Annotated in this window: 19 protein-coding genes and 1 pseudogene; 19 read left to right on the top strand and 1 reads right to left on the bottom strand. The window is 39.9% G+C overall.

Annotation, left to right across the window (positions count from 1 at the left end; translation table 11 throughout):
- Positions 1-269 precede the first annotated feature (269 nt).
- The 9 genes and pseudogenes from FCJ93_RS15390 (at position 270) to FCJ93_RS15430 (ending at position 8,953) form a co-directional block, all read left to right on the top strand.
- Positions 270-665, top strand: coding sequence for an Rrf2 family transcriptional regulator (locus FCJ93_RS15390; RefSeq protein WP_095309233.1), 396 nt, complete (start codon positions 270-272; stop codon positions 663-665).
- A 96-nt stretch (positions 666-761) separates the two neighbouring features.
- Positions 762-1,658: a class I SAM-dependent methyltransferase gene (locus FCJ93_RS15395; protein WP_095309235.1), complete on the top strand. Its 897-nt coding sequence runs from the start codon at positions 762-764 to the stop codon at positions 1,656-1,658.
- A gap of 243 nt (positions 1,659-1,901) precedes the next feature.
- Positions 1,902-2,006, top strand: a pseudogene (locus FCJ93_RS15400) (IS200/IS605 family transposase); the annotation flags it as partial.
- 461 nt (positions 2,007-2,467) lie between these two features.
- Positions 2,468-2,752 (top strand): YhdT family protein, encoded by a 285-nt coding sequence (locus tag FCJ93_RS15405; protein ID WP_137744088.1) that lies wholly within the window; start codon positions 2,468-2,470, stop codon positions 2,750-2,752.
- The gene (panF, locus tag FCJ93_RS15410; protein ID WP_137744089.1) at positions 2,749-4,203 is read left to right on the top strand and encodes a sodium/pantothenate symporter; all 1,455 of its coding nucleotides are present in this window, start codon (positions 2,749-2,751) and stop codon (positions 4,201-4,203) included. Before FCJ93_RS15405 ends, panF begins: the two co-directional genes overlap by 4 nt.
- Before the next feature lie 99 nt (positions 4,204-4,302).
- Positions 4,303-5,538 carry a M20 family metallopeptidase gene (locus tag FCJ93_RS15415; protein WP_137744090.1) on the top strand — a complete coding sequence of 412 codons (1,236 nt, stop codon included), beginning with the start codon at positions 4,303-4,305 and terminating at the stop codon, positions 5,536-5,538.
- A 13-nt stretch (positions 5,539-5,551) separates the two neighbouring features.
- Positions 5,552-6,643 carry a tartrate dehydrogenase gene (locus tag FCJ93_RS15420; RefSeq protein WP_137744091.1) on the top strand — a complete coding sequence of 364 codons (1,092 nt, stop codon included), beginning with the start codon at positions 5,552-5,554 and terminating at the stop codon, positions 6,641-6,643.
- Positions 6,644-6,703: 60 nt separating this feature from the next.
- Positions 6,704-7,444, top strand: a complete 741-nt coding sequence (locus FCJ93_RS15425) for an SDR family NAD(P)-dependent oxidoreductase (RefSeq protein ID WP_137744092.1) — start codon at positions 6,704-6,706, stop codon at positions 7,442-7,444.
- Between the two features lie 6 nt (positions 7,445-7,450).
- Complete coding sequence (locus FCJ93_RS15430; RefSeq protein ID WP_235879506.1) at positions 7,451-8,953, top strand: aldehyde dehydrogenase family protein; 1,503 nt, start codon at positions 7,451-7,453, stop codon at positions 8,951-8,953.
- A 119-nt stretch (positions 8,954-9,072) separates the two neighbouring features.
- Here the strand turns inward: FCJ93_RS15430 and FCJ93_RS15435 are convergent, their stop codons facing one another.
- Positions 9,073-10,704, bottom strand: a complete 1,632-nt coding sequence (locus FCJ93_RS15435; protein ID WP_170211327.1) for a PucR family transcriptional regulator — start codon at positions 10,702-10,704, stop codon at positions 9,073-9,075.
- 214 nt (positions 10,705-10,918) lie between these two features.
- Between FCJ93_RS15435 and FCJ93_RS15440 the strand changes: the two genes are divergently transcribed.
- From FCJ93_RS15440 to FCJ93_RS15485, 10 genes are all read left to right on the top strand, one after another.
- Positions 10,919-12,280, top strand: coding sequence for an aspartate aminotransferase family protein (locus tag FCJ93_RS15440; protein WP_137744094.1), 1,362 nt, complete (start codon positions 10,919-10,921; stop codon positions 12,278-12,280).
- A 31-nt stretch (positions 12,281-12,311) separates the two neighbouring features.
- Positions 12,312-13,757, top strand: a complete 1,446-nt coding sequence (locus FCJ93_RS15445) for a CoA-acylating methylmalonate-semialdehyde dehydrogenase (protein ID WP_137744095.1) — start codon at positions 12,312-12,314, stop codon at positions 13,755-13,757.
- 933 nt (positions 13,758-14,690) lie between these two features.
- A complete protein-coding gene (locus FCJ93_RS15450) occupies positions 14,691-16,700 on the top strand; it encodes an Ig-like domain-containing protein (RefSeq protein WP_095309252.1) in 2,010 nt (669 codons plus the stop codon).
- A 211-nt stretch (positions 16,701-16,911) separates the two neighbouring features.
- The gene (locus FCJ93_RS15455) at positions 16,912-18,489 is read left to right on the top strand and encodes a stalk domain-containing protein (RefSeq protein WP_095309254.1); all 1,578 of its coding nucleotides are present in this window, start codon (positions 16,912-16,914) and stop codon (positions 18,487-18,489) included.
- 399 nt (positions 18,490-18,888) lie between these two features.
- A complete protein-coding gene (dhaK, locus tag FCJ93_RS15460; protein ID WP_095309256.1) occupies positions 18,889-19,884 on the top strand; it encodes a dihydroxyacetone kinase subunit DhaK in 996 nt (331 codons plus the stop codon).
- An 18-nt stretch (positions 19,885-19,902) separates the two neighbouring features.
- Entirely contained in the window at positions 19,903-20,526 is a 624-nt protein-coding gene (gene dhaL, locus FCJ93_RS15465; protein ID WP_095309258.1) for a dihydroxyacetone kinase subunit DhaL, read from the top strand.
- Between the two features lies 1 nt (position 20,527).
- Positions 20,528-20,905: a dihydroxyacetone kinase phosphoryl donor subunit DhaM gene (dhaM, locus tag FCJ93_RS15470; RefSeq protein ID WP_095309260.1), complete on the top strand. Its 378-nt coding sequence runs from the start codon at positions 20,528-20,530 to the stop codon at positions 20,903-20,905.
- 557 nt (positions 20,906-21,462) lie between these two features.
- A complete protein-coding gene (locus FCJ93_RS15475; protein ID WP_095309422.1) occupies positions 21,463-22,212 on the top strand; it encodes a DUF7225 domain-containing protein in 750 nt (249 codons plus the stop codon).
- A gap of 225 nt (positions 22,213-22,437) precedes the next feature.
- On the top strand, positions 22,438-23,619 hold the full coding sequence (locus FCJ93_RS15480) for a helix-turn-helix domain-containing protein (protein WP_137744096.1): 1,182 nt from the start codon (positions 22,438-22,440) through the stop codon (positions 23,617-23,619).
- Positions 23,620-23,834: 215 nt separating this feature from the next.
- Positions 23,835-24,845 (top strand): ABC transporter substrate-binding protein, encoded by a 1,011-nt coding sequence (locus FCJ93_RS15485; RefSeq protein ID WP_137744097.1) that lies wholly within the window; start codon positions 23,835-23,837, stop codon positions 24,843-24,845.
- The last annotated feature ends 25 nt before the right edge of the window (positions 24,846-24,870 follow it).

Consider the following 24,870-nt stretch of genomic DNA (forward strand, 5'->3'; position numbering starts at 1 on the left):
AGTAGAAATCATTCATTTAAATGAAGATAGTTATCGTATGAAGCATCGTTCTACCATATTTGGGGAACAAAGTGTTTCAAAATAACGAGCAAAAATTGTTTCATTCTACTTGACGGTCACAGGTGGGTTCAAATGCATTATTATCTTAGGACTTATCGGTTATCTTGATTTCATTGCGTATGTGGAGCAGGACAGCGGATTTGTTGACAGCGAAACTAAATGAGGATATTATAGACAAGTAAAGTCTCTTTTTAAAAGGTGGTGGAACAATGAAATATTCTCGGGCTACAGATTATGCGTTACATACTATGCTTTTCCTCGCTCAGGCTACTCCGAGAGAAACGATTAGTGTTCATAAATTAGCGGAGCGACAAAATGTTTCTCCTACCTATCTTTCGAAAATATTAACGAAACTTGTTAAGGCAGGAATGATTGAGTCCTTGCCAGGGGTGAATGGTGGCTATAAATTGAAAAGCAATTGGGAGAACATTTCGTTTCTAGATGTGATTCATGCTATTGAAGGTTCTGCTTCTTTGTTTGATTGCAGTTTCGACCATGGTCCGCAATGCCCAATTCAAAGGGTAGTTGAGCAAGCAGAAAAGAAGATGGAGGATTACTTAAAAAGTATGACGATAGCTGCTCTTGCAAAAGAAGCTCAATGCTGATAAATTTTTTTACTATCATTAAGGACAAAAGGAGTCTTTAAACTCTTTGAATGGATTAGTTAGATTGTTTGAAATAAAAGGAAGAGGTGTGTAGCAATGTTAAAAGATATTTATAATGAATTCGCTTGGGAAAAAGCTTGGAGAGAGGATCGATCGACAAGTGTAAATACGATGAAAGAAGGGGGGATAGAGCCGACACGCGCTTTTGATTCAATTGCTCAAAGGTACAATGAGCAATCATTTAGCGAAGAGGGTAAAATGCGAACAGAGCGAATTATCGGTTGGCTGGAAGACCAAGGAGTAGATTTTAATGGAGCCTCTGTATTGGACATAGGCGCAGCGTCCGGCGGATTTTCCATTCCCTTTGCGGAAAGGGGAGCGCAAGTGACAGCCGTTGAACCTTGTCTCCCATTTGTGAAACTGTTAGAGGAAAACAGCAAAAAGTGGGCTAAGGATAATGTAGAGATAGTTGAGGGTGCTTTTGAAAATATTGATATAAAACAGCAGGGATGGGAAGGGGCCTTTGATGTAGTATTCGTATCTATGTGTCCAGCGATAGTGGATTGGGAGAGCGTAGAGAAAGTATTGAGTTGCGCCAGGAAGTATTGTTATATTAGTCTGTCAGCAGGTCCAAAGGAGCATAGTCTTATCGATGAATTATTACCGCTTCTAAAAAGTCCTTACAACAAACCCAATAGTGCTGAGATGATGTATTTGATGCAGCTGCTTTTACTGAAAGGGTATGCATTTCATTCGCTTGTCACTCGAGAAATGAAAGTCACTGAGTTGTCTCGAGATGCCGCTATTCAAGAGGTTTTGAACTGGTTAAAAATTTATAAACTTCCTATAAATGAAGAAACACATCGTATCATTGAAGATTATTTGGATCAATATGATTCAAGTAACAAAATAACGATTTACCAGGGAGGACGATTCGGTAAGGTACTTATTAAATTGCAAGATCAAAGCATGAAATTCGCAAAAAAAGATTGAGAAGAAAAAACATGTTTTTTTAGCGAGGAGTTTTTGAGTACATTATAAATTATCTTCTAAATCTAATCGTTATACATTTAATCGCATTTTGGGCCAAGACAAGAAATGAAATGTTTAGAAAACACCTGGCTATGCCGGGGGTTCCAGAGAGCTTAAAGCGTGGTAACAAAAAACCTCACTTCATGGTAGGATAAAGTTGGTTTCTCGACCACTTTATCTCACGCATGAAGGAGGTATGCCCTGATGAAGGACATGAATAGTTTAGCACACACAATATGGAATTGTAAGCATCACATAGTATTTGCACCAAAATACAGAAGGCAAATGATCTATGGAAAATACAGAAAGGGTAACAGAAATACAATAATATGAGTATGAATGGCTTCCTCAAAAAAGGGATAATTAGAATGTGGTAAAATCCTAATTTGAGAAAAAATTTTAAGAACCGCTTTTAATTGTGGTTCTTTTTTTAATTGTTCTATAAGAGTTCATCATAAAGCTAGCAAACTAGACCAGCCCCAATTTATGCCGCTTTTCCATATTTAAGTGAGATGCAATTATATTAAAGAATTCGGGCTACGTGGACAAATTGCACAACATTTTAAAGGATTATTTGATGATTTGTCTAATGTTATGTAAGTGGTATCATTATACTATAAATTTAAAATATTCTGTATATTAAAAATTGAAAGTTCTTTTATTTGAGTTCAGTTGCTGGCAAAGGAGGTTGTGTAGTTTTAATAAGCACAGAAGGCTGTGGAGGAAAACTAATTAGTTTGATCTATTGAATTGAAGGGGGAGAAACGGGAATGAAGCATAGCCAGATTGATCAAAATGATCCAAGGTTTAAAATAGCTAACAAAGAAGCATTAATAGGGGTTGGTCTCGTTGTCATCAATTTTATATGGTGGTATGGCTTCGCATACGGGTTAGGTTCTGTTCCTCCTGAAGAATATACATATGTCTTCGGGTTGCCGGCATGGTTCTTTTACAGTTGTGTTGTGGGGACGCTGTTAATGATTGTCCTTGTAATCATTGTTGTAAAAGGGTTTTTAACGGAAGTAAGTTTTGAGGAAGAGGAGGAGAATAGATGAACTGGCAAGTAATGTTTCCATTAGTTATTTTTGTGATTTCAATATTTGTTGTCGGTTTTTGGTCCTCCCGTTATCTCAAGAATTCTACTAATTTTTTGCAGGAATATTTCCTTGGAAGCAGGGAGTTAGGTGGTTTTATTTTAGCGATGACGATGGTGGCTACATATGGTAGTGCGAGTAGTTTTATCGGTGGTCCGGGTACTGCGTATACTCAAGGATTGGGCTGGGTTTTGCTCGCTATGGCCCAAGTAGCGACAGGTTATTTTACGTTATTAATTCTTGGGAAAAAATTTGCCATATATGCTCGTAAATATAAGGCGATCACGCTTATTGATTTTTTAAGAAGTCGCTATAACAACAATAAATCTGTTTCAATTTTAGCTGCATTTAGCATTATTATCTTTATCTTTTCTGCAATGGCAGCCCAATGGGTTGGCGGGGCTAGATTAATTGAATCGATAACAGGTCTCTCGTATACCTCTGCTCTGTTTATTTTTGCAATCTGTGTCATTATCTATGTCATTATCGGTGGCTTTCGTGCTGTCGCTGTAACCGATACAATCCAAGGGATCGTAATGCTTGTAGGTACATTTATTATTTTAATTGGCACTATTATAGCGGGTGGTGGTATTTCGAATATTATGGCAGAACTTGTTTCGGAAAATCCAAATCTCGTAACTCCGTTCGGACATGATGGTGGTCTCACTCCAGCTTATGTATCTTCCTTCTGGATTTTAGTAGGTGTTGGGGTGGTTGCGTTGCCGCAGGTTACGGTTCGGGCAATGTCGTACAAAAGCTCAAAAGCTATGCATCGTGCACTTGTTACTGGAACGATTGTTGTTGGTTTTATCATGCTTGGGATGCATTTAATCGGGGTATTTGCAAGACCGATTCTTCCTGACATCGAAGTTGGGGATACCGTTATGCCTATGATTACGATGGAAGTACTACCACCATGGCTTGCTGGCGTCGTACTTGCGGCACCACTAGCAGCGATTATGTCCACGGTGGACTCCCTTTTGTTATTAGTAAGCTCCGCGGTAGTAAAGGATGTATATTTAAATTTCATCAAACCGGAAGCAACGAATAAACAAATAAAACAAGTTAGTTTCAGTGTGACCACGGTATTAGGAATCTTAGTGTTTGCGATCGCATTAAGTCCACCGGATTTATTAATTTGGTTGAACCTATTCGCATTTGGCGGCTTACAGTCTGCATTTATATGGCCGGTCATAATGGGGCTCTATTGGCAACGAGGAAATGAACATGGTGCACTTGCCTCAATGATTGTTGGTTCTTCCTCCTATATTATTATTCATAATTTTGCGCCGAATATGATGGGTGTTCATTCTGTTGTATTTCCAATATTATTTTCACTCATTGCATTTGTTCTTGTTAGTTTCTTGACCGAAAATGCCTCATTTAGCAGTACGAATAAATTACATGCTTAAAAATATAGAGGTGGAGAATCTAATTGATATGTGTGAAAAAAGGCATCATCTGTAGCGTGTATCCACCTTTCGAATTTTTTAAAAAGAAAGGAGCATAACATGCCGTCTATTAAACAATCTTATGTAAATAGAAGAGTAAGAGATCGAGAGGATGTGATTGAATTAACGAAAAAACTAGTGCAAATTCCGAGTGTGTACCGGCCCGGTATTGAAGGAGGAAACGAAGAAAAAGTTGCAAAGTTCGTTGCCCAATATTTAAGAGAATTAGGCATTGAAGTACATGTTGAAGAGGTTGAGCCTGGACGACCAAATGTAATTGGAATCGTTGATTCTGGTAAGCCAGGTCCGACGTTGTTATTTGAAGGTCATACAGATGTGGTTACCGAGGGAGATCGAAAGGCATGGTCATATGATCCGTTTGGAGCAGTTATGGAGAACGGGCGCATGTATGGCAGGGGAACGAATGATACGAAAGGAAATCTGGCTTGTATGATCACAGCAACTCATTCCCTTTTAAGAGATCGAGAGGAGTGGTCAGGGAAAATCATCCTTTGTATACCATGTGATGAAGAGGGAATGATGATTGGCATCAAGCATTTTATTAGGCGAGGTTGGGCGGAAAATGTAGATGGAGCGATCATTTGTGAACCGGAGGAAAATCAAGTATGCGTGACTCAGAAAGGTGCGATGCGCATCGTTATCCGTGTCTTTGGAAAAATGGCTCATGGTGCTATCCCACTCAGTGGAATTAATCCGAATACCCGAATGGCTAAGATCATTTGTGCATTGGAAGAGTTTGAACAACGTGAAAAAGAGAGATTAGGCTGTCATCCGCAACTTGGCTGGCCGAGCATTACCCCTACTATTCTCCAAGCACCAGTTAGAGGAGAAGCGCAAATCAATGTAGTTCCTGATCAGTGTATGACAACACTTGATGTCAGAACTGTTCCAGGGCAGGAACATGAAACCATCAAGAAAGAAATCCAAAGTATATTGGACCGGATTGCCAAGGAAGACGAGGACTTTAAGGCAGAGTTCGAGGTCATTGAGGATCGCCCTTGGACGGAAACGAGTAAGGACGAACCTGTAGTTCAGGCTGTTGCAAAAGCTTATGAAACCGTAACAGGGAAAAAACCAATTTACAATGGAGTCCCTGGTGCAACAGATGGAACTTTCCTGCATTTGGCCGGAGTCCCTATTGTGACAACCGGTGCTGGAGATCGGGAAGTTCCTCATCAAATTGATGAATATGTGGATATAGATGAACTGGTAGAAACCACTGAAATCTATCGGACAGCCGCATTGCTGTTTTTAAATCGAGAAGTGAGCAAGTGAGGAGAATATGGGTATGAAGGATTATAAAATTGCGGTTATTCCAGGAGACGGAATTGGACCCGAGGTGATGGAGGAAGCTTTGAAAGTGCTGGAAGTGCTAGAAAAGCAAGATTCCACGTTTACATGTCACACCGATATTTATCAATGGAATGCCGATTATTATTTGCAGCATGGCAGGATGATGCCGAAGGATGGCATTGAAACGTTGAAAAACTATGATGCCATACTATTTGGTGCCATTGGTGATGAACGTGTTCCTGATGAAATTACCATTTGGGATTTAATTATGCCGATTCGTAAACAATTCCAGCAATATATTAATCTTCGTCCAGTAAAAAAACTAGCTGGTATCCAAACAAGATACGATGATGTGAATATAGATTTTGTCATTGTTCGCGAAAATGCTGAAGGGGAATATTCGAACAGCGGTGGACGCCTTTATCAAAGAATGGACCAAGAAATGGCGATTCAAAACACGGTTATAACTCGGAAAGGGACAAAATTAGCTGCTCAGTTTGCCTTTGAATATGCTGTTAAACAAGGAAAGAAAAAGGTAACAAGTGGAACGAAATCAAACGCTGTTATTCACACAATGAAATTATGGGATGAAGCAGTCCAAGAGGTAGCACGGGAGTTTCCTGCAATTAAACTTGAAGAAAATTATATTGACGCTCTTGCCGCATACTTTGTTCAGCGTCCTCATACATTTGAAGTCGTGGTCGCCTCCAATTTATTTGGAGATATTTTATCTGATTTAGGAGCGGCACTCGTTGGTGGGTTAGGGATATCACCATCTGCAAATTTAAATCCAAACGGGGATTTCCCATCAATGTTTGAACCAGTACATGGTTCGGCTCCTGATATTGCTGGTACAGGTAAAGCGAATCCAATCGCTCAAATTTGGTCGACAGCAATGATGTTGGAACATCTAGGGCGTAAGGATCTTTCAGACACGATTATGAATGCTATCGAACAAGTGATAAGGAATGGAGAAGTATTGACTCCAGATTTAGGAGGAACAGCTACAACTGCTGAGATGGGTCAAGCGATTATAGAGAGGATTTCAGCAAATAAACATAGGCGTTCTAAGGAAAGGAGTCTGTGAAGTGGAATGAATATGAAACTTCCATGATCTTTGAACAATAGAATGAAAGGGTGATAGATAATGAGACTTGCTGGAAAAACATTTATGATTACCGGTGCAGCAGGAGGAATGGGGAAGGTAACGGTTGCACGTTTTTTAGAAGAAGGAGCTAATATAGTGGCTTGTGACCTTTCATTTTCTGAGCCTTTTAAGCAGAACAAACAACTTTTGACTGTAGAAGGGGATCTGACGAATGAGAAAGATGTAGACCATGTTACAGCTCAAACCATTGCTACATTTGGCAAATTGGACGGTCTCGTACATATGGCAGGGATTGCTCAAAAATCAACACCAGTTGAGGAAGTAACAATTGATGAGTGGAATCGCATAATCGCTATTAACACGACGGCGGTTTTTTTGATTAATCGTGCAGTGGTTCGAGCATTTGCCGAATGTGAAGGAGTTATCGTAAATGTAGCATCGATCTCAGCAGTCCGGCCCCGACCTGGTTTAAGTTCTTACATAGCATCTAAAGGAGCAACTGTTGCATTTTCTCAAGCATTAGCGATTGAATTGGCACCGAAAAATGTGAGAGTAAATGTTATCCATCCAGGACCAAGTGATACGCAAATGCTTGGACAGTTTGCTGCTGTGGGAGCAGATATAGAAAGAATGAAAGATGATGTATTTAAGCAAAGTGTTCCTTTAGGCAAGCTGATCGAACCTATTGATATTGCTAATGCAGCAGTATATTTATGCTCCGATGAAGCGCGGATGGTCACAGGAACCGTCTTGCATGTAGATGGTGGAAGGGGTCTTTAAACTTGCATGAAACAAAGCCTGATTGGACAAAGTGTTTTTGGAAGGGAGCATGTAGACGTGAAAATGTTAAAAATGTACGTAAATGGGGAGTGGGTAGACAGCATCTCTGGAAAGACGATCACGGTTATAAACCCTTCAACTGGTGATGAAATCGCTAAAGTACCAATGGGGAACAAAGAGGATATTGATCATGCGGTTCGTTCGGCTCGGATGGCTTTTGAATCAGAAGGATGGCTGCAAAACTTTCGTCCACATGAAAGAGGATACGTATTGTTAGAGGTGGCAGCTAAAATACGTGAAATTAAAGATGAATTGGCGCAGTTGGAAGCGATTGATGTGGGAAAACCCCTTTCTCAAGCATATGTGGATGTAGAGGCCGCTGCAAGGTATTTTGAATACTATTCGGGAATGGCAGACAAAATTTTAGGAGAAACGATCCCGATTGAATATGGGATCATCGATTATACAGTTCGGGAGCCAATAGGCGTGACGGCACATATCATCCCGTGGAATTATCCAATCCAGATTATTTCAAGAAGTGTTGCAGCAGCAATCGCAACGGGCAATGCTTGTGTTGTAAAGCCAGCAGAGGATACACCATTAACGGCCCTAAAGCTAGCAGAAATTTTCTCAGAAACGAAGCTGCCGAAAGGGATCTTGAACATTATTACAGGCTATGGATATGAGGCAGGAGCAGCATTGTGTAAACACCATGACATCAATCATATTACTTTTACAGGTTCTGTAGCAACAGGGATGACTGTGATGAAAGCTGCAGCAGAAAACATCGTTCCGGTAACGCTTGAACTTGGCGGAAAATCGCCCAATATCGTTTTTAGCGACTGTGACGAAGAAGCCGCGATTGAATGGGTAGTTAAGTCCATTATTCAAAATGCAGGCCAAACTTGTTCGGCTGGCTCAAGACTTTTGGTAGAAGCGTCAGTTAAAGATCAGTTTGTAGCTAAAGTGGCTCGTCGAATGAAAGAGCTAAAAGTCGGTCCAGGTGTGGCCGATCCAGATATCGGTCCAATCTTATCACAAAAGCAATTTGAGAGAATTGAATCTTTTATTGAAACTGCAAAAGCCGAAGGAATTACGATATTAACAGGGGGAACAGCAGTGGAGATAGAAGGTTGTGAAGGCGGATGGTACTTCGCTCCAACGGTATTGGATCATATCGATCCAGACTGTAAATTGGCTCAGGAAGAGATTTTCGGACCTGTATTATCTGTTTTTAGTTTTGAAACAGAGGAAGAAGCGCTTGAGCTTGCCAATAATACGGAATACGGATTGGTGACGGGGATCTGGACAAATGATGTGAAGCGAGCCCATAGACTAGCCAATAAAGTCCGCAGTGGCCAAGTCTTTATCAATAATTATGGTGCAGGCGGTGGCATCCAAATGCCATTTGGTGGATACAAAAAGAGTGGCTTTGGCAGAGAAAAAGGGCTTGAAGCATTAAGAAATTATACACAATTGAAAAATGTTGCTTTAAGGTATGACAAATAAACAGATGTTCTGTCTTAGATTCTGGCAGTATACCATTTATAAACGTGTTTTAGACGTGAGAAATGATTGAACGCATGCCTGTGGATAAATGGCATGCGTTTAGAGTCAGATTTGGTAGATTACGTCGCTTTACTATGTTGGAAGTAATGCGCTTTTATGGCAACTTCAATCGCTGAGCGACTTGCTGGCTCCAATAGGTCGTTGCCAAGTAATTGCTGAATTTTTTCTAACCGATGGTAAAGGGTTTGTCTAACAATGAATAATTGTTCGGCCGCTTCTTTTTTTGAACCGAGGCAATCTAAATAAGTTGAAAGAGTGCGGAGTAAATCACTGTCATTCTCTTTATCGTAATTAATTAAAGGACCAATATGTTGGTCTATAAAAGCTGTTAATTCGTCTTTATCCTTTAGCTGAAAGAAAAGATGATGAATGCCGATATCTTCATAAAATGGAGAAGAAATGAGGTTGGCCTCTTGCAACCTTATACTTTTCTTTGCGTCTGAAAAAGAGTTTTTAAGTAAGGAAATGTCTGTATCCAATCGGCTAATGCCAAAAGTGTTTCTCTGTTGTTGTTTTCCAGATAGTAGGGAAATGATTTTTTTACTTAGATGCCGTAATTTGTTTTTGTTTTCAGCAATGGTTTCTTTTGTTTGCGAAAAACAAATTATTACAATTTGATTTTTTCTAACAGAAATAATAGGCACGAAATTTTGTTGAGAGAACAACGTTCTAATCGAAAGAGATAATTGTAGTTTTAATTCTTCCCACTCATTTGTCGATGTAACCAACTTCTCGAAATCGGTTTGGATAACAATCGTTCTAAATTGATAATCATTTTTAAAATGATTGGGAAATGGAAAAAGAGTCATTAATTCTTCAATTGGATATTTTTTTTCTTGAATGCAGTTTTGAACCACTTCATCTTCTTGATTAAGTTTTCTTTCCTCTATCGTTCGATTTCGTAATAAAATTTGTGCGATTGCAGAAGCGCAACGATCTAGAACAGATAGGGTGAACTCATTATCATCTTTAGAAGCAACTTCAAGGCATAAATGACCCCATACTTGTCCTAAACCAATACAAGGGTAAATAAGAATATCTTGGTTTTCAATGGTTTTTATCTCAGGCTCTTTCACTTGTTGTAATTTATCATAGTTCGATTGTAAGAGATTGTTGAAATGTTTGGTTTCCGGCGGATAGTGAAAGCTTTGTTCATCTTTAGACATAAAGATGACCTTTTTGTGAAGGTAGTTTGATAATCTTTGCAAAATTTTCAGTGTTCCATTATGAGTGAGTGATAAATTTGTAAATTCTTTTGCGATTTCATTCAGTTGATTTAACATCTGGTAGTGTTGATTGATGATTAATGTATGTAAATCTAGTGTAATGTCGACAAACTTAACGACTTTCTCAAAAATGATAATTGGGAAATCATCTTGATCCGCTAACTGTTTAATTTCTGGAGAAAGGGTATGAAAGTAAGAGCCTTTTTCTATACAAAGACAGCTCACATTCTTTTTCATGAGTAGCTCGTATGTTTTATGATTGCTTGAGGAATCAAGTTCTAGTCCTAAACCGGTAGTAAGTATTAATTCTCCTCCATTTAATAAAGACTCAAAGTCTTTCGTTTCAAGTATATGGGCCCATTTGATTTGTTTATCCAAACCACCTTCCCCTGCAAGTAGCTTCGCATATCGGAATGTTTCTCTGTTTAGTACATCCCGAACAGTAAGACTAAAATTGTTTTTCAACAGCAATCCCTCCCGTTTGTCTAAGGAAAATGGATAAGATTTAACAATGTGTAAAGTGAAAAAAGTACAAATAGTCTGTAAATTTATTATTAAATAGACATTCCTTTGTGTCAATGGAAAGTAGACCGTGTCGTGATAAGAGTCAGTTCATAGAACGGGCGCTACTTAAACACATTACAAAGTGTAAAATCATTCGATTGGAGCTGAAAATGAGATGAGTGATATTGTGAAAGAGAATAGCATGTCATTGGAAGAGAAAGACAAGAAGAACATTTGGCATCATATTACTCCGTATACAGAAAATCATTCACCGCTAATTGCATATGAAGGGCAAGGGTCTTGGATTACCGATCATCATGGCCATAAATATTTAGACGGTATGTCAGGATTATGGTGTGTAAATGTAGGTTATGGAAGGGAAGAATTAGCAATTGCAGCATATGAACAATTAAAAAAAATGGCGTATTTTCCGATGACACAAAGTCATGTACCTGCCATTGAACTAGCTGAAAAATTGAATAAATATTTAGATGATGACTATGTATTCTTCTATGGTAATAGTGGATCGGATGCAAATGAAGTTGCATTTAAACTAGTGCGTCAATATCATGCTGAAAAAGGAACTCCTTCAAAATATAAGTTTATTTCACGGTATCGAGCCTATCATGGTAGTTCAATGGGGGCACTGTCCGCAACTGGTCAAGCGTTGAGAAAATATAAATACGAACCATTATCATCCGGTTTCCTTCACGTTGCTCCTCCCGATAATTTTAGAAGGCCTAAAGAGCTATCTGTAGAAGAATATAATTTGAAATGTGCGGAAGAACTCGAACAGAAAATCATATGGGAGCAAAAAGAGACCATCGCCGGGCTCATTATGGAGCCAATTATAACAGGAGGGGGGATGTTAATCCCACATAAGTGCTATGTTGAGAAAGTATATGAAATTTGCCAAAAGCACGATGTATTACTGATCATGGATGAGGTCATTTGTGGGTTTGGAAGAACAGGTAAAATGTTTGGGTTTATGCATTATGGTATAAAGCCGGATATTATTACGATGGCTAAAGGGATTACAAGTGCATATCTTCCATTGTCAGTCACAGCCGTAAGAAAGGAAATATATGAAGCTTTTAAGTCCAGTAATGAAACCAGCCATTTTAGACATATTAATACATTTGGAGGAAACCCAGCTGCCTGTGCGTTAGCAATAAAGAATATTGAAATTATGGAAAAAGAAAACTTAGTGGCAAGATCGGCAGTGCTTGGAGATAAATTATATAAAGGATTACAAGAGTTAGAGAACCATCCACATGTTGGAGACATTCGCCATAAAGGATTTTTAATGGGAATCGAAATAGTCGAGCATAAAGAAACGAAGGAGCCAGCAAACCCTACAAGGGTAAGTAAAATCATAAAAGAGTGCAGGGATTTAGGATTAATTATCGGAAAGAATGGAGATACCGTTGCAGGCTTTAACAATATTTTAACGATTTGTCCGCCATTATCCAGTACAGATGAGGATCTAAATTTCATCGTCAATGTGTTAAAAAAGGTATTTCAAGCAAACTCGTAATACTCAAGGAAAAGTAAAGAGGTGAAAGTAAATGACGGGTAAATTAAAGAATTTTATTAATGGGGAATGGAAAGAAAGCTGTGCTACACAGTATCTTTCTGTCCCTAACCCTGCAACAGGAGAAGAAATAGCACAAGTACCTATATTTACTAAAGAAGATGTCCATCATGCTGTATCAGCTGCAAAGGAAGCTTTTAAAATTTGGAGCAAGACACCGGTTCCGAAACGAGCAAGAATCCTCTTTAAGTATCAACAATTATTAATGGATAACTGGAGTAATCTTGCAAAACTAATCACTATAGAAAATGGGAAAACCTATAAAGATGCATATGGAGAAGTACAAAGAGGTATCGAATGTGTTGAATTTGCCGCAGGAGCACCGAGCCTGATGATGGGGAAGCAGTTACCTGATATTGCAACGAACATGGAATCTGGAATGTATCGCTATCCAGTTGGAGTGGTAGGAGGAATTACTCCTTTTAATTTTCCAATGATGGTACCATGTTGGATGTTCCCATTAGCGATTGCTTTAGGAAATACATTCGTATTAAAGCCTAGTGAACGTACACCACTATTAGCTAATCGATTAGCGGAATTATTTAAGGAGGCAGGTTTACCAGATGGTGTCCTCAATATTGTACATGGTGCCCATGATGTGGTAAATAGTCTATTACAACATGAAGATGTCCCGGCTATTTCATTTGTAGGGTCACAACCAGTAGCGGAATATGTATATAAAGAAGCAAGTGCGAACGGAAAGAGAGTTCAAGCATTAGCAGGAGCAAAAAATCATTCAATCGTGTTACCTGATGCAGATTTAGATGCAGCTGTGAAGGAGATTATAGGCGCCGCTTATGGATCAGCAGGAGAAAGATGTATGGCTTGTTCAGTCGTTGTAGCGGTAGGTGAAGTGGTGGAGCCACTCGTGAAAAAATTAAAGGATTGTGCAGATGAAATTAGAATAGGTGATGGTTTAGAGGAGGATGTATTTTTAGGACCAGTGATTCGTCCTGAGCATAAAAATCGAACAGAAAATTATATACGATTAGGTGTTTCTGAAGGGGCACAATTAGTCCGCGATGGAAGTAAAGATGAAGCGTACCATCATGATGGCTATTTTATAGGACCAACGATCTTTGATCATGTAACGACTGATATGACTATTTGGAAGGAAGAAATATTTGCACCAGTCCTATCAATTGTTAGAGTGGAAAGTCTAGAGGCAGCCATTGCCTTAACAAACAAATCTGATTTCGGCAATGGGGCATGTATTTTTACGCAAAGTGGTCATAATGTTCGGTATTTTAGGGAGAATATTGAGGTGGGAATGCTCGGAGTAAATATTGGAGTACCTGCACCGATGGCATTCTTCCCATTCTCTGGCTGGAAAAACTCTTTCTATGGAGACCTACATGCTAACGGATCGGATGGGGTAGAATTTTACACAAGAAGAAAAATGGTAACGGCAAGATGGTAATTGCGAGGTGTAGTAGGTTTATATTTAACTAACTTTAGAAATGATTAGGCGATGATGAAAATAATGGCTAATCTTGAAGCGGGTAAAGGGGAGATTCGTAATCTCCTTTTTTTAGTTTGTCATAGTTTCGATTCTACTGATCCATGGAGAACAAGCTGGGGCAGAATAGGATATCGTTTGTCCTCATAGAACGGTTCAAGAGAATAGGGGAAGCTGGTAATGAACGTAGTTTGAGTTCATGAGGACAGAGAAAGCTAAAAAAGAGCGAAGCGTGTCCGCATGAAGGGCTTATGAGGACAAACTCAGGTAGCAGCCGAGTAAAGAATTGCAGAAACTGTTAGCTATGGAGCTGATCAATTCCCATTACGAGTCTCGCCAAGGGCGATGTCGAGTTAGGAATTGTGGAATGAGTTCACAAGATTTTGAAAGTAGTAGCTATCCGCACGCTACTTACTGAATACCTATCAAAAATAATAAAGGAAGTAGAGCAAAACGAACTATTTTGTTCCACTTCCTTTATTTTAGGGGGAATGAGCACGCTGATCGCTAAGTTTAAATTCTTCAGTTTAAGTTCAGAAGGTCTGCGATCCAATTTTTGTAGCATATAAGGTACACATAAAAGTGTCTACTATCATTGTGAGAAAAGATAGAAATATAATTAAGAATAGTATGGCTTTATCGACTCTAGCACTTAAATAAAAGTTAAGAGAGTTCAGGAAAAAGGCTATTGAATGCGAGTGGGATGGTGTAGTTTTGTAGCGTGAAATATAAAAATAGAAAGGATTGATTAACAATATTTCCAGATGACAACTGATAAGAATGAACAAATCAAAAGGTTCAAGGCTGTTTTTATTTAGCGCTTGACTACATAAGGGGAGGGAGAAAAACCTTTTTGGTGTTAAATATCAGAAATTTCTGAGAGGGGTAAAACGTATGCAAGGTAAAGCAGGAAATCATTTTGTAAGTGGTTTTATTAGGTCGCTAGTCTTTTTCCTTATCTTTTTTAGTATGGTACCAGCGGGTTTTGCTACCGATAAGGGAGAGCGTTTTTTTATTGTTGACAGCATTGTGGGTGATGTCTTCATTCAGAAGGCGGCTGGGGTAAAGGAAATATTAGCATATCAAGGAACAGTTTTTCAAGAGGGGGATAGGCTCCGTACTGGTGAGGGTTCCTCGGTGGTAATCAGCAGTACGGATCGTGACGATTCCCTTGTTTTGATTGGAAATACGGAATTGTTTGCTGAAACGCTTTCTGAAAGAAATGGTGTAAAACAAACGAGGTTGCGTGTGCTGGCAGGAGCGGCTTATGCAGAGGTGGAACCGTTATATGAATCGGCCGATACATTTGAAATTGTCAACCCGGCAGCAGCTATTTCTGCGCGGGGAACTCATTTTTCAATCTCTATTGATCCGGTTACGGGGCTTCCATCTGTTTATGTTTATTCAGGAGTGGTTAATACGGGGTCGCCGCGCCAGTCTTCTACGCCACCGTTAAGAGTGCTGCCTGGGCAACAGGTTGACTTGTACACGGACGTTTCACAGGGGACGTCAGGAGTTGTTACACCACTGGATCTTAACGAGCTTACTGGCCAAATGAATGATGAAATTATTCACAAGATGTTAGAGAATAAGGAAAGAATTGAGCAGGAAAATGAACAGATGAGGCAGGAAATATTAAAAGGCTATGCTGCCCAGCAATGGTTTGAGATGAATGAAAACGGAGAGGACCCCGAGGATGTTGACAGAATCCTGCAAAATATAGATAACCTTATCGAGAATATCGTAAAACGAACATTGGAAAGTGGAACAGTAAATAGAGAACGTGCAGAGCAACTGATTGAGGAAATCAATAGGCAAGGAACTGTTCCCAGAATTGATCTCGGTAGCATTCCGCCATTGGAGGACCCTAGAGGCGAAGGGGCAAGGCAGGCGCTGGAAGAACGGGAGCGCCTGAATCAGCAAAAAAGGGAGCAGCAGGAACAACGGGAGCAACAGAAGGCACAGTATGAGCAGCAAAACAGAGAACTATTAGAAAGAGTGCAGGAGCAACTCCGTCAACAGGAGGAAGCAAACCGGCAGGCACTAGAGGAAGCGCAAAATAACGCAGTCAATCGTTACCTCGAACAGTTGTCAGAAGCAGAACGAATGCGCTTTGAAAACTCGCAGCGACAACGTACAGAGGAACGGGAGCAGGCTCAACAGGAGCGGGAGCAACGACAATCGCCAGTGCCACCGCCACCATCAAGCCCGCCAAGTGGTGGTTCAGGGGGAGGAAGCACTCCGCCATCTCCGCCCCCAACTATTGTTGATATTACCCAACCAGAGCCGGTGAAGATTGAAACGGGTGAAATTTTTACTCCTCCTGCGACTGTCGAGGTAAGAATGAGTAATGGCACGACACGTGAGGTATCAGTACAATGGGATGGCGATTTGGATACATCGAAGTATGGTCACTATACACTCAGCGGCACGATTGTTGGCGGAGGAGAAGTCGTACTTGATGTCTTCGTGTATGTCCCGTATGGGGAAGTGATTGAACTGAGTCTTGAGCAGACAGTGATTCCATTGCGTGACGGTTCAATTGAAGTGATAGGGCTCGAAGAGGTGCCGTATGGAAGTGAGACAAATGTTACAGTGTTTGATTTTACAGATGAGGAACGAACAGTGACTGGTCTTGAACCTGCAGGAGCAGTATTGACCTTCAGACAGTTTGAAATAGGAGGAGCGACTGTAAAGCTGAATTTCGATGTAACTGACGGAGCTAATGCAGGTGAAGTAGGGATCTTCCAACAAATTGATGATGGAGAATGGATATATATACCGACGACAGTTGAGAATGGAATAGCAAGTGCAGAGATTGAAGATTTTAACGGAACATATGGGGTTTTCTATGTTGAACAAGTGGAATCTTCTATGCAAGCTGCTCTTTTTCGGTATAAGTAGAGTTAGATGGCTGGGATGAAATGATTAGGGAAGAAAGAAGCTGAAAATGACTTTCACTTGTAAGAAGAGGGACATGACCGGTGAAGAGAGTAGACGAGTTGTGTCGACATTCTAGTCAATTTTCACTTGGACAAATATGACGTACAATTTACGTTTGCAATTAGGTTAATATGTGGCTGAAGAAATTCTATGGAAGTTGGGAGGGAGAACGATGGTAAAGAGAATAAAAATCTTTTTGCTTCTGGCAATCGTATGGCTGGGAAGCGGTGGAAGTGTAGTGGCTGCCCCTAAGGCAATTTATGGTGAGGATGGTGCTCTTCTTTCAGATGTTGCCACCTATCTTGGGAGTGGACAGTATACACATGAAAATGGGCAGTTGCTTGAGGCAGGAGTAAGAATGCCTCAAGGAATAGCTTTCTCGCCCGATGGAACACTGCTTGTTGCTGACACACGCAATCAGTTAATCAAGCGTGTAAAAGGAGAGCAGGTGACAACGTATGCTGGAATTGAAGGATTGCCAGTCGACGGTTTTGGTCTGCCAGTTGGGGCTTTGTTAGATGGGACAGCTAAGGAAGCGGCGTTCCAGCGTCCACAGGGAATCGCTGTCTCAGAAGATGGCTCTGTATATGTAGCTGATACAAATAATCATGCGATCCGGCGTATATCTCCAGAAGGAGAAGTGACGACGTTAGCCGGTGATGGCATTGCTGGTAGTCGTGATGGATCCGGTAAAAAGGCTCGTTTTAATCATCCTGCCGATGTTGCTGTTGCTAAGGATGGAACCATTTATGTAGCTGACAGTGGTAATCATCTCATTAGACGAATCGTCGCAGGAGAAGTGGAAACGTTGACTGCGGCTTCAGCGCGTTATATCGAAGCGGTAGAGGGTGTCCCTTTATTAGCAGGTGATTACGCAGATGGTGCGCTAACGAAGGCAAAATTTAATGAACCATCCGGCTTGGCGTTGGATGCAGCGGGAAATCTTTATGTTAGTGATACAGGTAACCATCTCATTCGTTATCTTAATTTTACAACCAATAAGGTGAGCACTGTTGCCGGTGATATTGCAGCGGTAAAGAAGGCACAAAGAGGACAAGAGCAGTTTGCTGAAGGTGCCTTTGTTGATGGAGCGTCACAGACAGCGCGTTTCAATGGACCAAAAGGGTTAGCAGTGACGGCTGAGGGAGGCGTTGTTATTGCAGATAGTCGCAATCATGCGATCCGCTATTTGTTTAAAGGTACTGTGATGACACTTGCCGGCAGCGAGCGAGGAGAAGCAGGAGATCGGGATGGTATAAATGGTCAGAACCGATTTTATGAGCCGACCGATGTTGCTGTTAATGAGAATGGTGAGGTTTACATTGCCGATTCAGGAAATAATCTTATTAAAAAATGGTCCCTGTATCAATTGCCTGAGCTTCCACGAAATAATGAGATCAAGGTTGTTTACGGTCAGAAGCTGATATTATTTGATACTCAGCCTGAACTGAAAAATAACAGCCGGACGATGGTCCCAGTTCGTGCTGTTGTTGAAGCTTTTGGTTATACGAGTAATTATCAAAAGCAAACTGTTACTCTGGAAAAAGGAAATACCTCAATTGAAATGAGGGTAGGAAGCCGAACGATGAAAGTTGTAAAGGGCAACGAGACATACACGAAAGAGCTTGATATTGCGCCATATATTAAAGATGAGCGTTTTATGGTTCCGATCCGTTTCTTTTCCGAAGAATTTGGGCTTGAAGTCCATTGGTATGGTCCGTTAAGAACAGTTATTTTACGGGATAAGTAACGAGTTGTAGAGAGCCTTTAACGATTATTCTTTGTCTAAAGCCTTTAAAGCGGCCTGTGATGTTTGCATGAGTATGATGCTAACTTCACTCGCCGTCTTTTTTGTTTAGGGAAGATAGCTTCGTTTTTCGACATTAAAGTCAAAGTGAACCATATGTAATGCCTGAAAAGGAAGAAACTATTAAACTAGCAACCGAGTTTTTTGGAACAGGATAATAAACGTTTCTCCTCGTATGATTGTTAACCAGAACCTCCAGCAATTAAAGTTTTCACTTTTATTTCATAAAAAGTATGAATTTTAAAGTAGTTCTTCTCTCACTTTTGTAATAGAATGAAGTTATTGAAAGGGTTTTCATAAAAATGGTAACTTAGCCTGCAGTTATCAAAGGAGAGGATAATAATGAAAAAGATTATTAATGACCCTAATTTGGTAGTACAAGATATGCTGAAAGGATTAGTATCTGCTTATCCAAACAGTTTCAAACAGGTGCCAAATACAACAGTAATTGTGAGGAAGGATGCTCCGACAACTGGAAAAGTTGGTTTGGTTAGTGGTGGAGGCAGTGGACATGAGCCTGCCCATGCAGGTTATGTTGGAAAAGGGATGTTAGATGCAGCGGTGTGTGGGGAAGTATTTACTTCACCGACTCCTGATCAAGTTTATGAAGCGATTAAAGCAGTAGATGGTGGTGCTGGTGTATTTTTAATCATTAAAAACTATACTGGCGACGTTATGAATTTTGAAATGGCTGCTGAATTAGCGCAAGCAGATGGAATTGAAGTGGAACAGGTGATTGTCAATGATGATGTTGCGGTAGAGGATAGTTCCTTTACTACTGGACGCAGAGGGATTGCTGGTACAATTTTTGTTCATAAAATTGCTGGTGCAAAAGCTGAGGCTGGTGGCTCACTGCAAGAGGTAAAGGCTATTGCTGAAAAGGTGGTTGCGAATGTTCGTTCAATGGGGATGGCGTTAAGTCCATGCACAGTTCCTGCCGCTGGAAAGCCAAGCTTTGAACTGGCTGACAATGAAATGGAAGTAGGAATGGGCATCCACGGAGAACCGGGAACAGAGCGAAAAGCGATCACGACAGCAGATGAGATTGCGACAGAGTTAACACAAAAGGTTTTAGATGATATGAACTTACACAGTGGTGATGAAGTAGCGGTGATGATCAATGGCCTTGGCTCAACACCTGAAATGGAGCTTTATATCGTGAACGGAAAAGTAAATGAAATCCTAAAGGAAAAAGGGATCGAAATTTATAAAACCTTTGTTGGTGAATATATGACTTCGTTGGAGATGGCTGGCTGCTCAGTGACCCTCTTAAAACTTGATGATGAATTAAAAGAGCTGCTTAATGCGGAATCACAAGCTCCAGCATTTCGCAACTAGTAAATGGGAGGAAGAGCGATGAAATTAGGCATTCAAGAAGTGATAAACTGGCTGGAAAAAACGAATGAAAAGATTCAAAAAAATAAAGAATACTTAACCTCACTAGATCAAGCAATTGGTGATGGTGATCACGGGATTAACATGTCCCGTGGTTTTCAGGAAGTAATCGGGAAAATCACGAGTACATCTTATAATTCTGTAGAGGATTTATTAAAGGATGTTGCCATGACGCTGTTATCAAAGGTAGGTGGAGCATCAGGTCCATTGTACGGTACCGCTTTCCTAAAAATGTCGGTGTCCGTAAAAGGAAAAGAAGCAATGGATAAACAAGCTTTAGAAAATGCTCTTGAAGATGCGCTTAACGGTATTTTGCAAAGAGGCAAAGCCCAACTAGGTGATAAAACGCTTGTTGACGTATGGACGCCAGTTGTTGAGCTTTTTAAGAATGAAAATGTTGTAGAAAGTTTCTCGTTAGAAGAAATATCCAGAAATGCGATGGAGTCGACAAAAGATGTAATGGCGAAAAAGGGACGTGCAGCATATTTAAAAGAGCGTTCCATCGGTCATCTTGATCCAGGTTCTGTCTCCTCCCATTATTTATTCGCTTCATTAGCAGAGGTCTTAAAAGAAGGGGAGGAATGAGATGGCAAATGTCGGAATTGTTCTTATTTCCCATAGCTCCAAAGTGGTAGCGGGTATACAAGAAATTATCCAGCAGGTCGTTCATAATGTTCCAATTGAAATAGCAGGTGGAACAGAAGATGATGAGATCGGCACTAGTGTAGAGAAGATAAACAATGCAATTGAGCGGGCATATAGTGAAAAAGGGGTACTCTTATTTTATGATTTGGGCAGTGCTAAGATGAATGCGGAGCTAGCGATAGAGCTGTGCGGATATGATCATGTAAAAGTCATTAATGCACCAATATTGGAAGGAGCCTATGTTGCAGCAGTTGAGTCTGGCATTGGCAGGACAATAGAAGAAATTGAAGAGGCAGTGCAAAAAATAACGAAGGAATGAGCGAAAAGAAAGAATCTTCCATTTAGCTTTGTTGATTTTTGGCTCATTTCGTGGGAAATCTTTGTTTCATGGAATAATCCAAAAAAAACTTAATTTAAGAACTGTCTAATAATGAACGAACACTATCATCAAACCATCAGTGTAAACTGGTGGTTTAAATTTTTTCTAACAAACCATTATTGCCAAATTGCTAAAATTTAAAACTGCAAAACGGTATTATTTAAACATATCTATACTTGTTAAAATGAAAAGTAAAACCGCTGTTCCTCACGATAATTAAGTGGCTTTCTATTATGTTCTAAAGAGAGGAAAAGTTGAGATTGAACAACGCTCAATTAGCATAAGTAACTAAAGCCAATCTAGTGCTTGTGATTACGTTAGATAAGCTTCAGTATTTGAATCTAAAAATAGTTAAAAGATGTAAAAAAATCACTGCGGTAATTTTACTTTTTTTTCATAACAATTGTGTTATTTTCGAGACAAAGGGAGCAGATTGATGCAAATTTGTCCTATATAAAAGATTCCTAAAATTTCACATTAATGAGGTGAGTGCTTTGCTGACTATTTATGAACAACTTAAAGAAGCTCTTAGAGAAAGAATGGGAGATACCTTTACGTTTGCAGAGATAAGAGATAGATTAATAACAAAATATAATACAAATCCGAGTAGCATTATTCTTTCAGATTATTGTTACAACCGTTATAACAAAGGGGCAATTTTTAATAAACATCTGTTTGTTTATATCAACAGAAGTACTTATAGGTATGTAGGTGAAAACTATCCATATACAGGACTCATCTTTCACAAGCCAAAAGGAGCAGATTATGAAGCGGTTGTGGGAGAATGGGACAATGGGAAACTAATTCTTTATCCAAACAAACAAATCAGTGAACAAAGAACAATAGGAATTTCGCAAATACAGAAGCTATATGAAAATTACATGGAAATGCTTCGATTTGAAATGAATGTTCTAGGATGCAAGGCAACTGAACTAAGGCATCTTATCGGTCGTTTAGGCGAATTTTACTGTGTTCTTTACACGAATGGTGAGCTTGCAAGAGTGACCAATCAACATGGCTTTGATGTCATTAAGGACGGACGAAGAATTAGTGTTAAAACAACTGCACAGGATAATAGTTTTATATCGATAAATAAAAATACATTTGACCAGTTCGATGATCTTTTTGTTATTCAGTATAAGGATGACGAGTTTAAACTGTTATATTATGGACCAAAGGAAGAAATTCCATCACCAAGAACATATGGAAATAAATATGAAGTTAAAATAAGTTCTTTAAAAAGATGATTTGATAAATCATGGAAGTTTATTTAAGAATTACAAATTTTGCTCTCATTTGCATCTAATAGAAAATCGTTTAATGAGCTTTCACCAATGACGGCGATTTGGTGAGAGATTGAAAGGAACATGAGGAAAGATAGAAGTCTTGATCTTGAACCTTTGCCCGTTTTTGTATAAAATGATATTGATAATCATTATCATTTATGGTTTTATGGAAAGAGGGAAACGTCGATGACAGAGCGAAAAAATGACGATGAGATCGCTTCGGGTGAAGTAGTGCGTCAAACCTTGGTTGAACGGCTTCAGGAAACGGTTGTTTTTATGGAGGAGCATTTTAATGAAGTCATTACTAGAGAACAGCTAGCGACGATAGCTGGATTGCATCCAGATTACTATACTAGAGCTTTTAAAAAGCAGTTTGCATGCAGTCCAATGCGTTATTTGACTAATATTAGGATTCGTTATGCTAAAAGCCGTTTGCTACGTGGAATAGAGCCTGCCAAAATGATTGCCTATGATTTAGGTTTTAGCGATGAATTTTATTTTAGCCGCAGATTTAAATCACAGGTGGGTTTGGCACCTTCTCTATATGTAAAACGTATAAGGAACACCGAAAAAATCGCTTCCTTAAATCATCTTACGACAGGTCATTTGCTAGCGCTCGGTATAACGCCATATGCGGCTGTGCTTAATTGTGCATTTCAAGTAAAAAGGCACTTGGATCAAGTTGTCCCGATTGGTCAATTTAATCCAGAAATGGACAAGCTGAACGACGCAAAGCCAGAGATCATCGTTACGAGAGGAAATCGTGATGAGAAACTGTCTCCGCGTCTGCGGCAATTAAATCAAATTGCCCCGACGCTCAAGCTGGACTTTGCGCAGGAATGGCGTCATCATTTTCAGGAAATTGCCCGTGCTGTGAATAAACAGCATGAAGCTAACAATTGGTTGGACCGTTATGAGGATAAGGCGCTGCAACTGCGCAGCGTGCTTCGCAACAAAGTGGGTTCAGAGCGTATTTTGCTTCTTGGTATAAATGCGGCTGGCGAATTGTACATTTATGGTCAACGTAATCTTGGTTCGGTCCTCTATCATGATTTGGGATTGCAGATGCCAGAAGGTGTAGAGAAGATTTCGCATTATCAACAAGTGTCCCTACAGCAACTTGTAACAACCTATGCTGCTGAACGAATTGTGTTGGTTAGCTTCCAATATGATGGAAAATCATTATCGAAGATTAAGCTTACAAATGAACTTGGAAGGTTGTTGGCAAGACAGCAATGGAGACAATTGCCAGCGGTGCGACAAGGAAAAACATTTAGTTTAATTGCCAGCGGTCATTTATATACGAGTTATAATCCTTGGTCGCATAATTTGCTACTGGATGCCATAAAACGCGGAATTATTTCTTAATTATATTGCTTATTTTGTGTAAACTTTTTTGGCCAACTTTTGCATTGACATAAGTTGGTTTTTTTTCGAAAAAAAATTGGAACATGCAGCATAATGGACCAAAATGTCAGAAATGTTCATGTATTTGAGCTTGACTATGTTTTATCATTAATAATGATTCTCGTTATCATTTAATTTAATGAGAGAAATTAATTAACAAAGGGAGAGTTACCAAAATGCAAAAAATAGGAACGGTATTCATTATGCTGCTAACCATAATCATGCTTGTCGCTTGTGGGGCAGGGGAAACGAATACATCTAAAAATCAGCAAGAAAAGGAAGAGCAAGCAACGGCCGTTAGCCAGGTTGAGGCTACTGAACAAAGTGGTTCACAGGATGGACAGATGCGTACAATCACTCATGCAATGGGGACAACCGATATTGAAGGAACACCACAGCGTGCTGTTACTTTATTTCAGGGAGCAACAGATGCGGCGTTGGCTCTCGGGGTCAAACCGGTTGCTGCCGTTGAATCATGGATTGAACAGCCTTGGTATGAGTACATTCGCGATCAAATGGACGGAGTTGTAAACTTGGGTGATGAAAATCAGCCTGATTTGGAGAAAATTGCTGAACTAAAGCCAGATGTTATCATTGCTTCAAAAACGCGACATGAAAAAATAAGTGAGCAGCTTTCAGCGATTGCCCCGACTGTGATGACCGAGGAGGTTCATATTTGGAAAGATACGCTGCAACTGACGGCTGAAGCACTTAACAAGCAGGAAGAAGAGGCAAGCTTCCTCCAGCAATGGGATGAGAAGGTTGCTGATTTTAAGAAGCAAGTGCGTGAACGTTTGAATGACACGGAGGTGGCTGTGATTGATTTTCGTACTGATCATGTCCGAATTGTTTATACCGGATTTGCCGCTCTCGTATTGGACGAACTGGGTATTCCTCGTCCCGATAATCAGAAGGGAGAGTCTTGGGGTGTAAAATTGACGACGAAGGAAAATATCCCGTCAATGGATGCAGATATATTATTTGACCAGACGAGTACATCACGCGATGATGGAAGACTGGATTTACGTGCATCATGGATGGAGCATCCATTGTGGCAAAATTTGCGTGCCGTAAAAAATAACAAAGTATATGAGGTCGATACGGCAGTTTGGAATAACGGTTCGGGTCCAATAGCCGCTACTTTAATGCTTGAGGATTTATATGAGTATTTTGAACTAGAAAAATAAGGATTTGGTTTGGAGTGGAGGAGAA

The organism is Robertmurraya siralis, from assembly GCF_005502275.1.
Lineage (GTDB): Bacteria > Bacillota > Bacilli > Bacillales > Cytobacillaceae > Robertmurraya > Robertmurraya siralis.

What these genes read in the sequence shown, in the direction of transcription:
- FCJ93_RS15425 (WP_137744092.1), top strand. Translation starts at nt 6,704, where the DNA reads ATGAGACTTGCTGGAAAAACATTTATGATTACCGGTGCAGCAGGAGGA.
- FCJ93_RS15450 (WP_095309252.1), top strand. Translation starts at nt 14,691, where the DNA reads ATGCAAGGTAAAGCAGGAAATCATTTTGTAAGTGGTTTTATTAGGTCG.
- dhaM (WP_095309260.1), top strand. Translation starts at nt 20,528, where the DNA reads ATGGCAAATGTCGGAATTGTTCTTATTTCCCATAGCTCCAAAGTGGTA.
- FCJ93_RS15405 (WP_137744088.1), top strand. Translation starts at nt 2,468, where the DNA reads ATGAAGCATAGCCAGATTGATCAAAATGATCCAAGGTTTAAAATAGCT.
- FCJ93_RS15430 (WP_235879506.1), top strand. Translation starts at nt 7,451, where the DNA reads ATGAAACAAAGCCTGATTGGACAAAGTGTTTTTGGAAGGGAGCATGTA.
- FCJ93_RS15415 (WP_137744090.1), top strand. Translation starts at nt 4,303, where the DNA reads ATGCCGTCTATTAAACAATCTTATGTAAATAGAAGAGTAAGAGATCGA.
- panF (WP_137744089.1), top strand. Translation starts at nt 2,749, where the DNA reads ATGAACTGGCAAGTAATGTTTCCATTAGTTATTTTTGTGATTTCAATA.
- dhaL (WP_095309258.1), top strand. Translation starts at nt 19,903, where the DNA reads ATGAAATTAGGCATTCAAGAAGTGATAAACTGGCTGGAAAAAACGAAT.
- FCJ93_RS15485 (WP_137744097.1), top strand. Translation starts at nt 23,835, where the DNA reads ATGCAAAAAATAGGAACGGTATTCATTATGCTGCTAACCATAATCATG.
- FCJ93_RS15480 (WP_137744096.1), top strand. Translation starts at nt 22,438, where the DNA reads ATGACAGAGCGAAAAAATGACGATGAGATCGCTTCGGGTGAAGTAGTG.
- FCJ93_RS15445 (WP_137744095.1), top strand. Translation starts at nt 12,312, where the DNA reads ATGACGGGTAAATTAAAGAATTTTATTAATGGGGAATGGAAAGAAAGC.
- FCJ93_RS15390 (WP_095309233.1), top strand. Translation starts at nt 270, where the DNA reads ATGAAATATTCTCGGGCTACAGATTATGCGTTACATACTATGCTTTTC.
- FCJ93_RS15440 (WP_137744094.1), top strand. Translation starts at nt 10,919, where the DNA reads ATGAGTGATATTGTGAAAGAGAATAGCATGTCATTGGAAGAGAAAGAC.
- FCJ93_RS15455 (WP_095309254.1), top strand. Translation starts at nt 16,912, where the DNA reads ATGGTAAAGAGAATAAAAATCTTTTTGCTTCTGGCAATCGTATGGCTG.
- dhaK (WP_095309256.1), top strand. Translation starts at nt 18,889, where the DNA reads ATGAAAAAGATTATTAATGACCCTAATTTGGTAGTACAAGATATGCTG.
- FCJ93_RS15420 (WP_137744091.1), top strand. Translation starts at nt 5,552, where the DNA reads ATGAAGGATTATAAAATTGCGGTTATTCCAGGAGACGGAATTGGACCC.
- FCJ93_RS15395 (WP_095309235.1), top strand. Translation starts at nt 762, where the DNA reads ATGTTAAAAGATATTTATAATGAATTCGCTTGGGAAAAAGCTTGGAGA.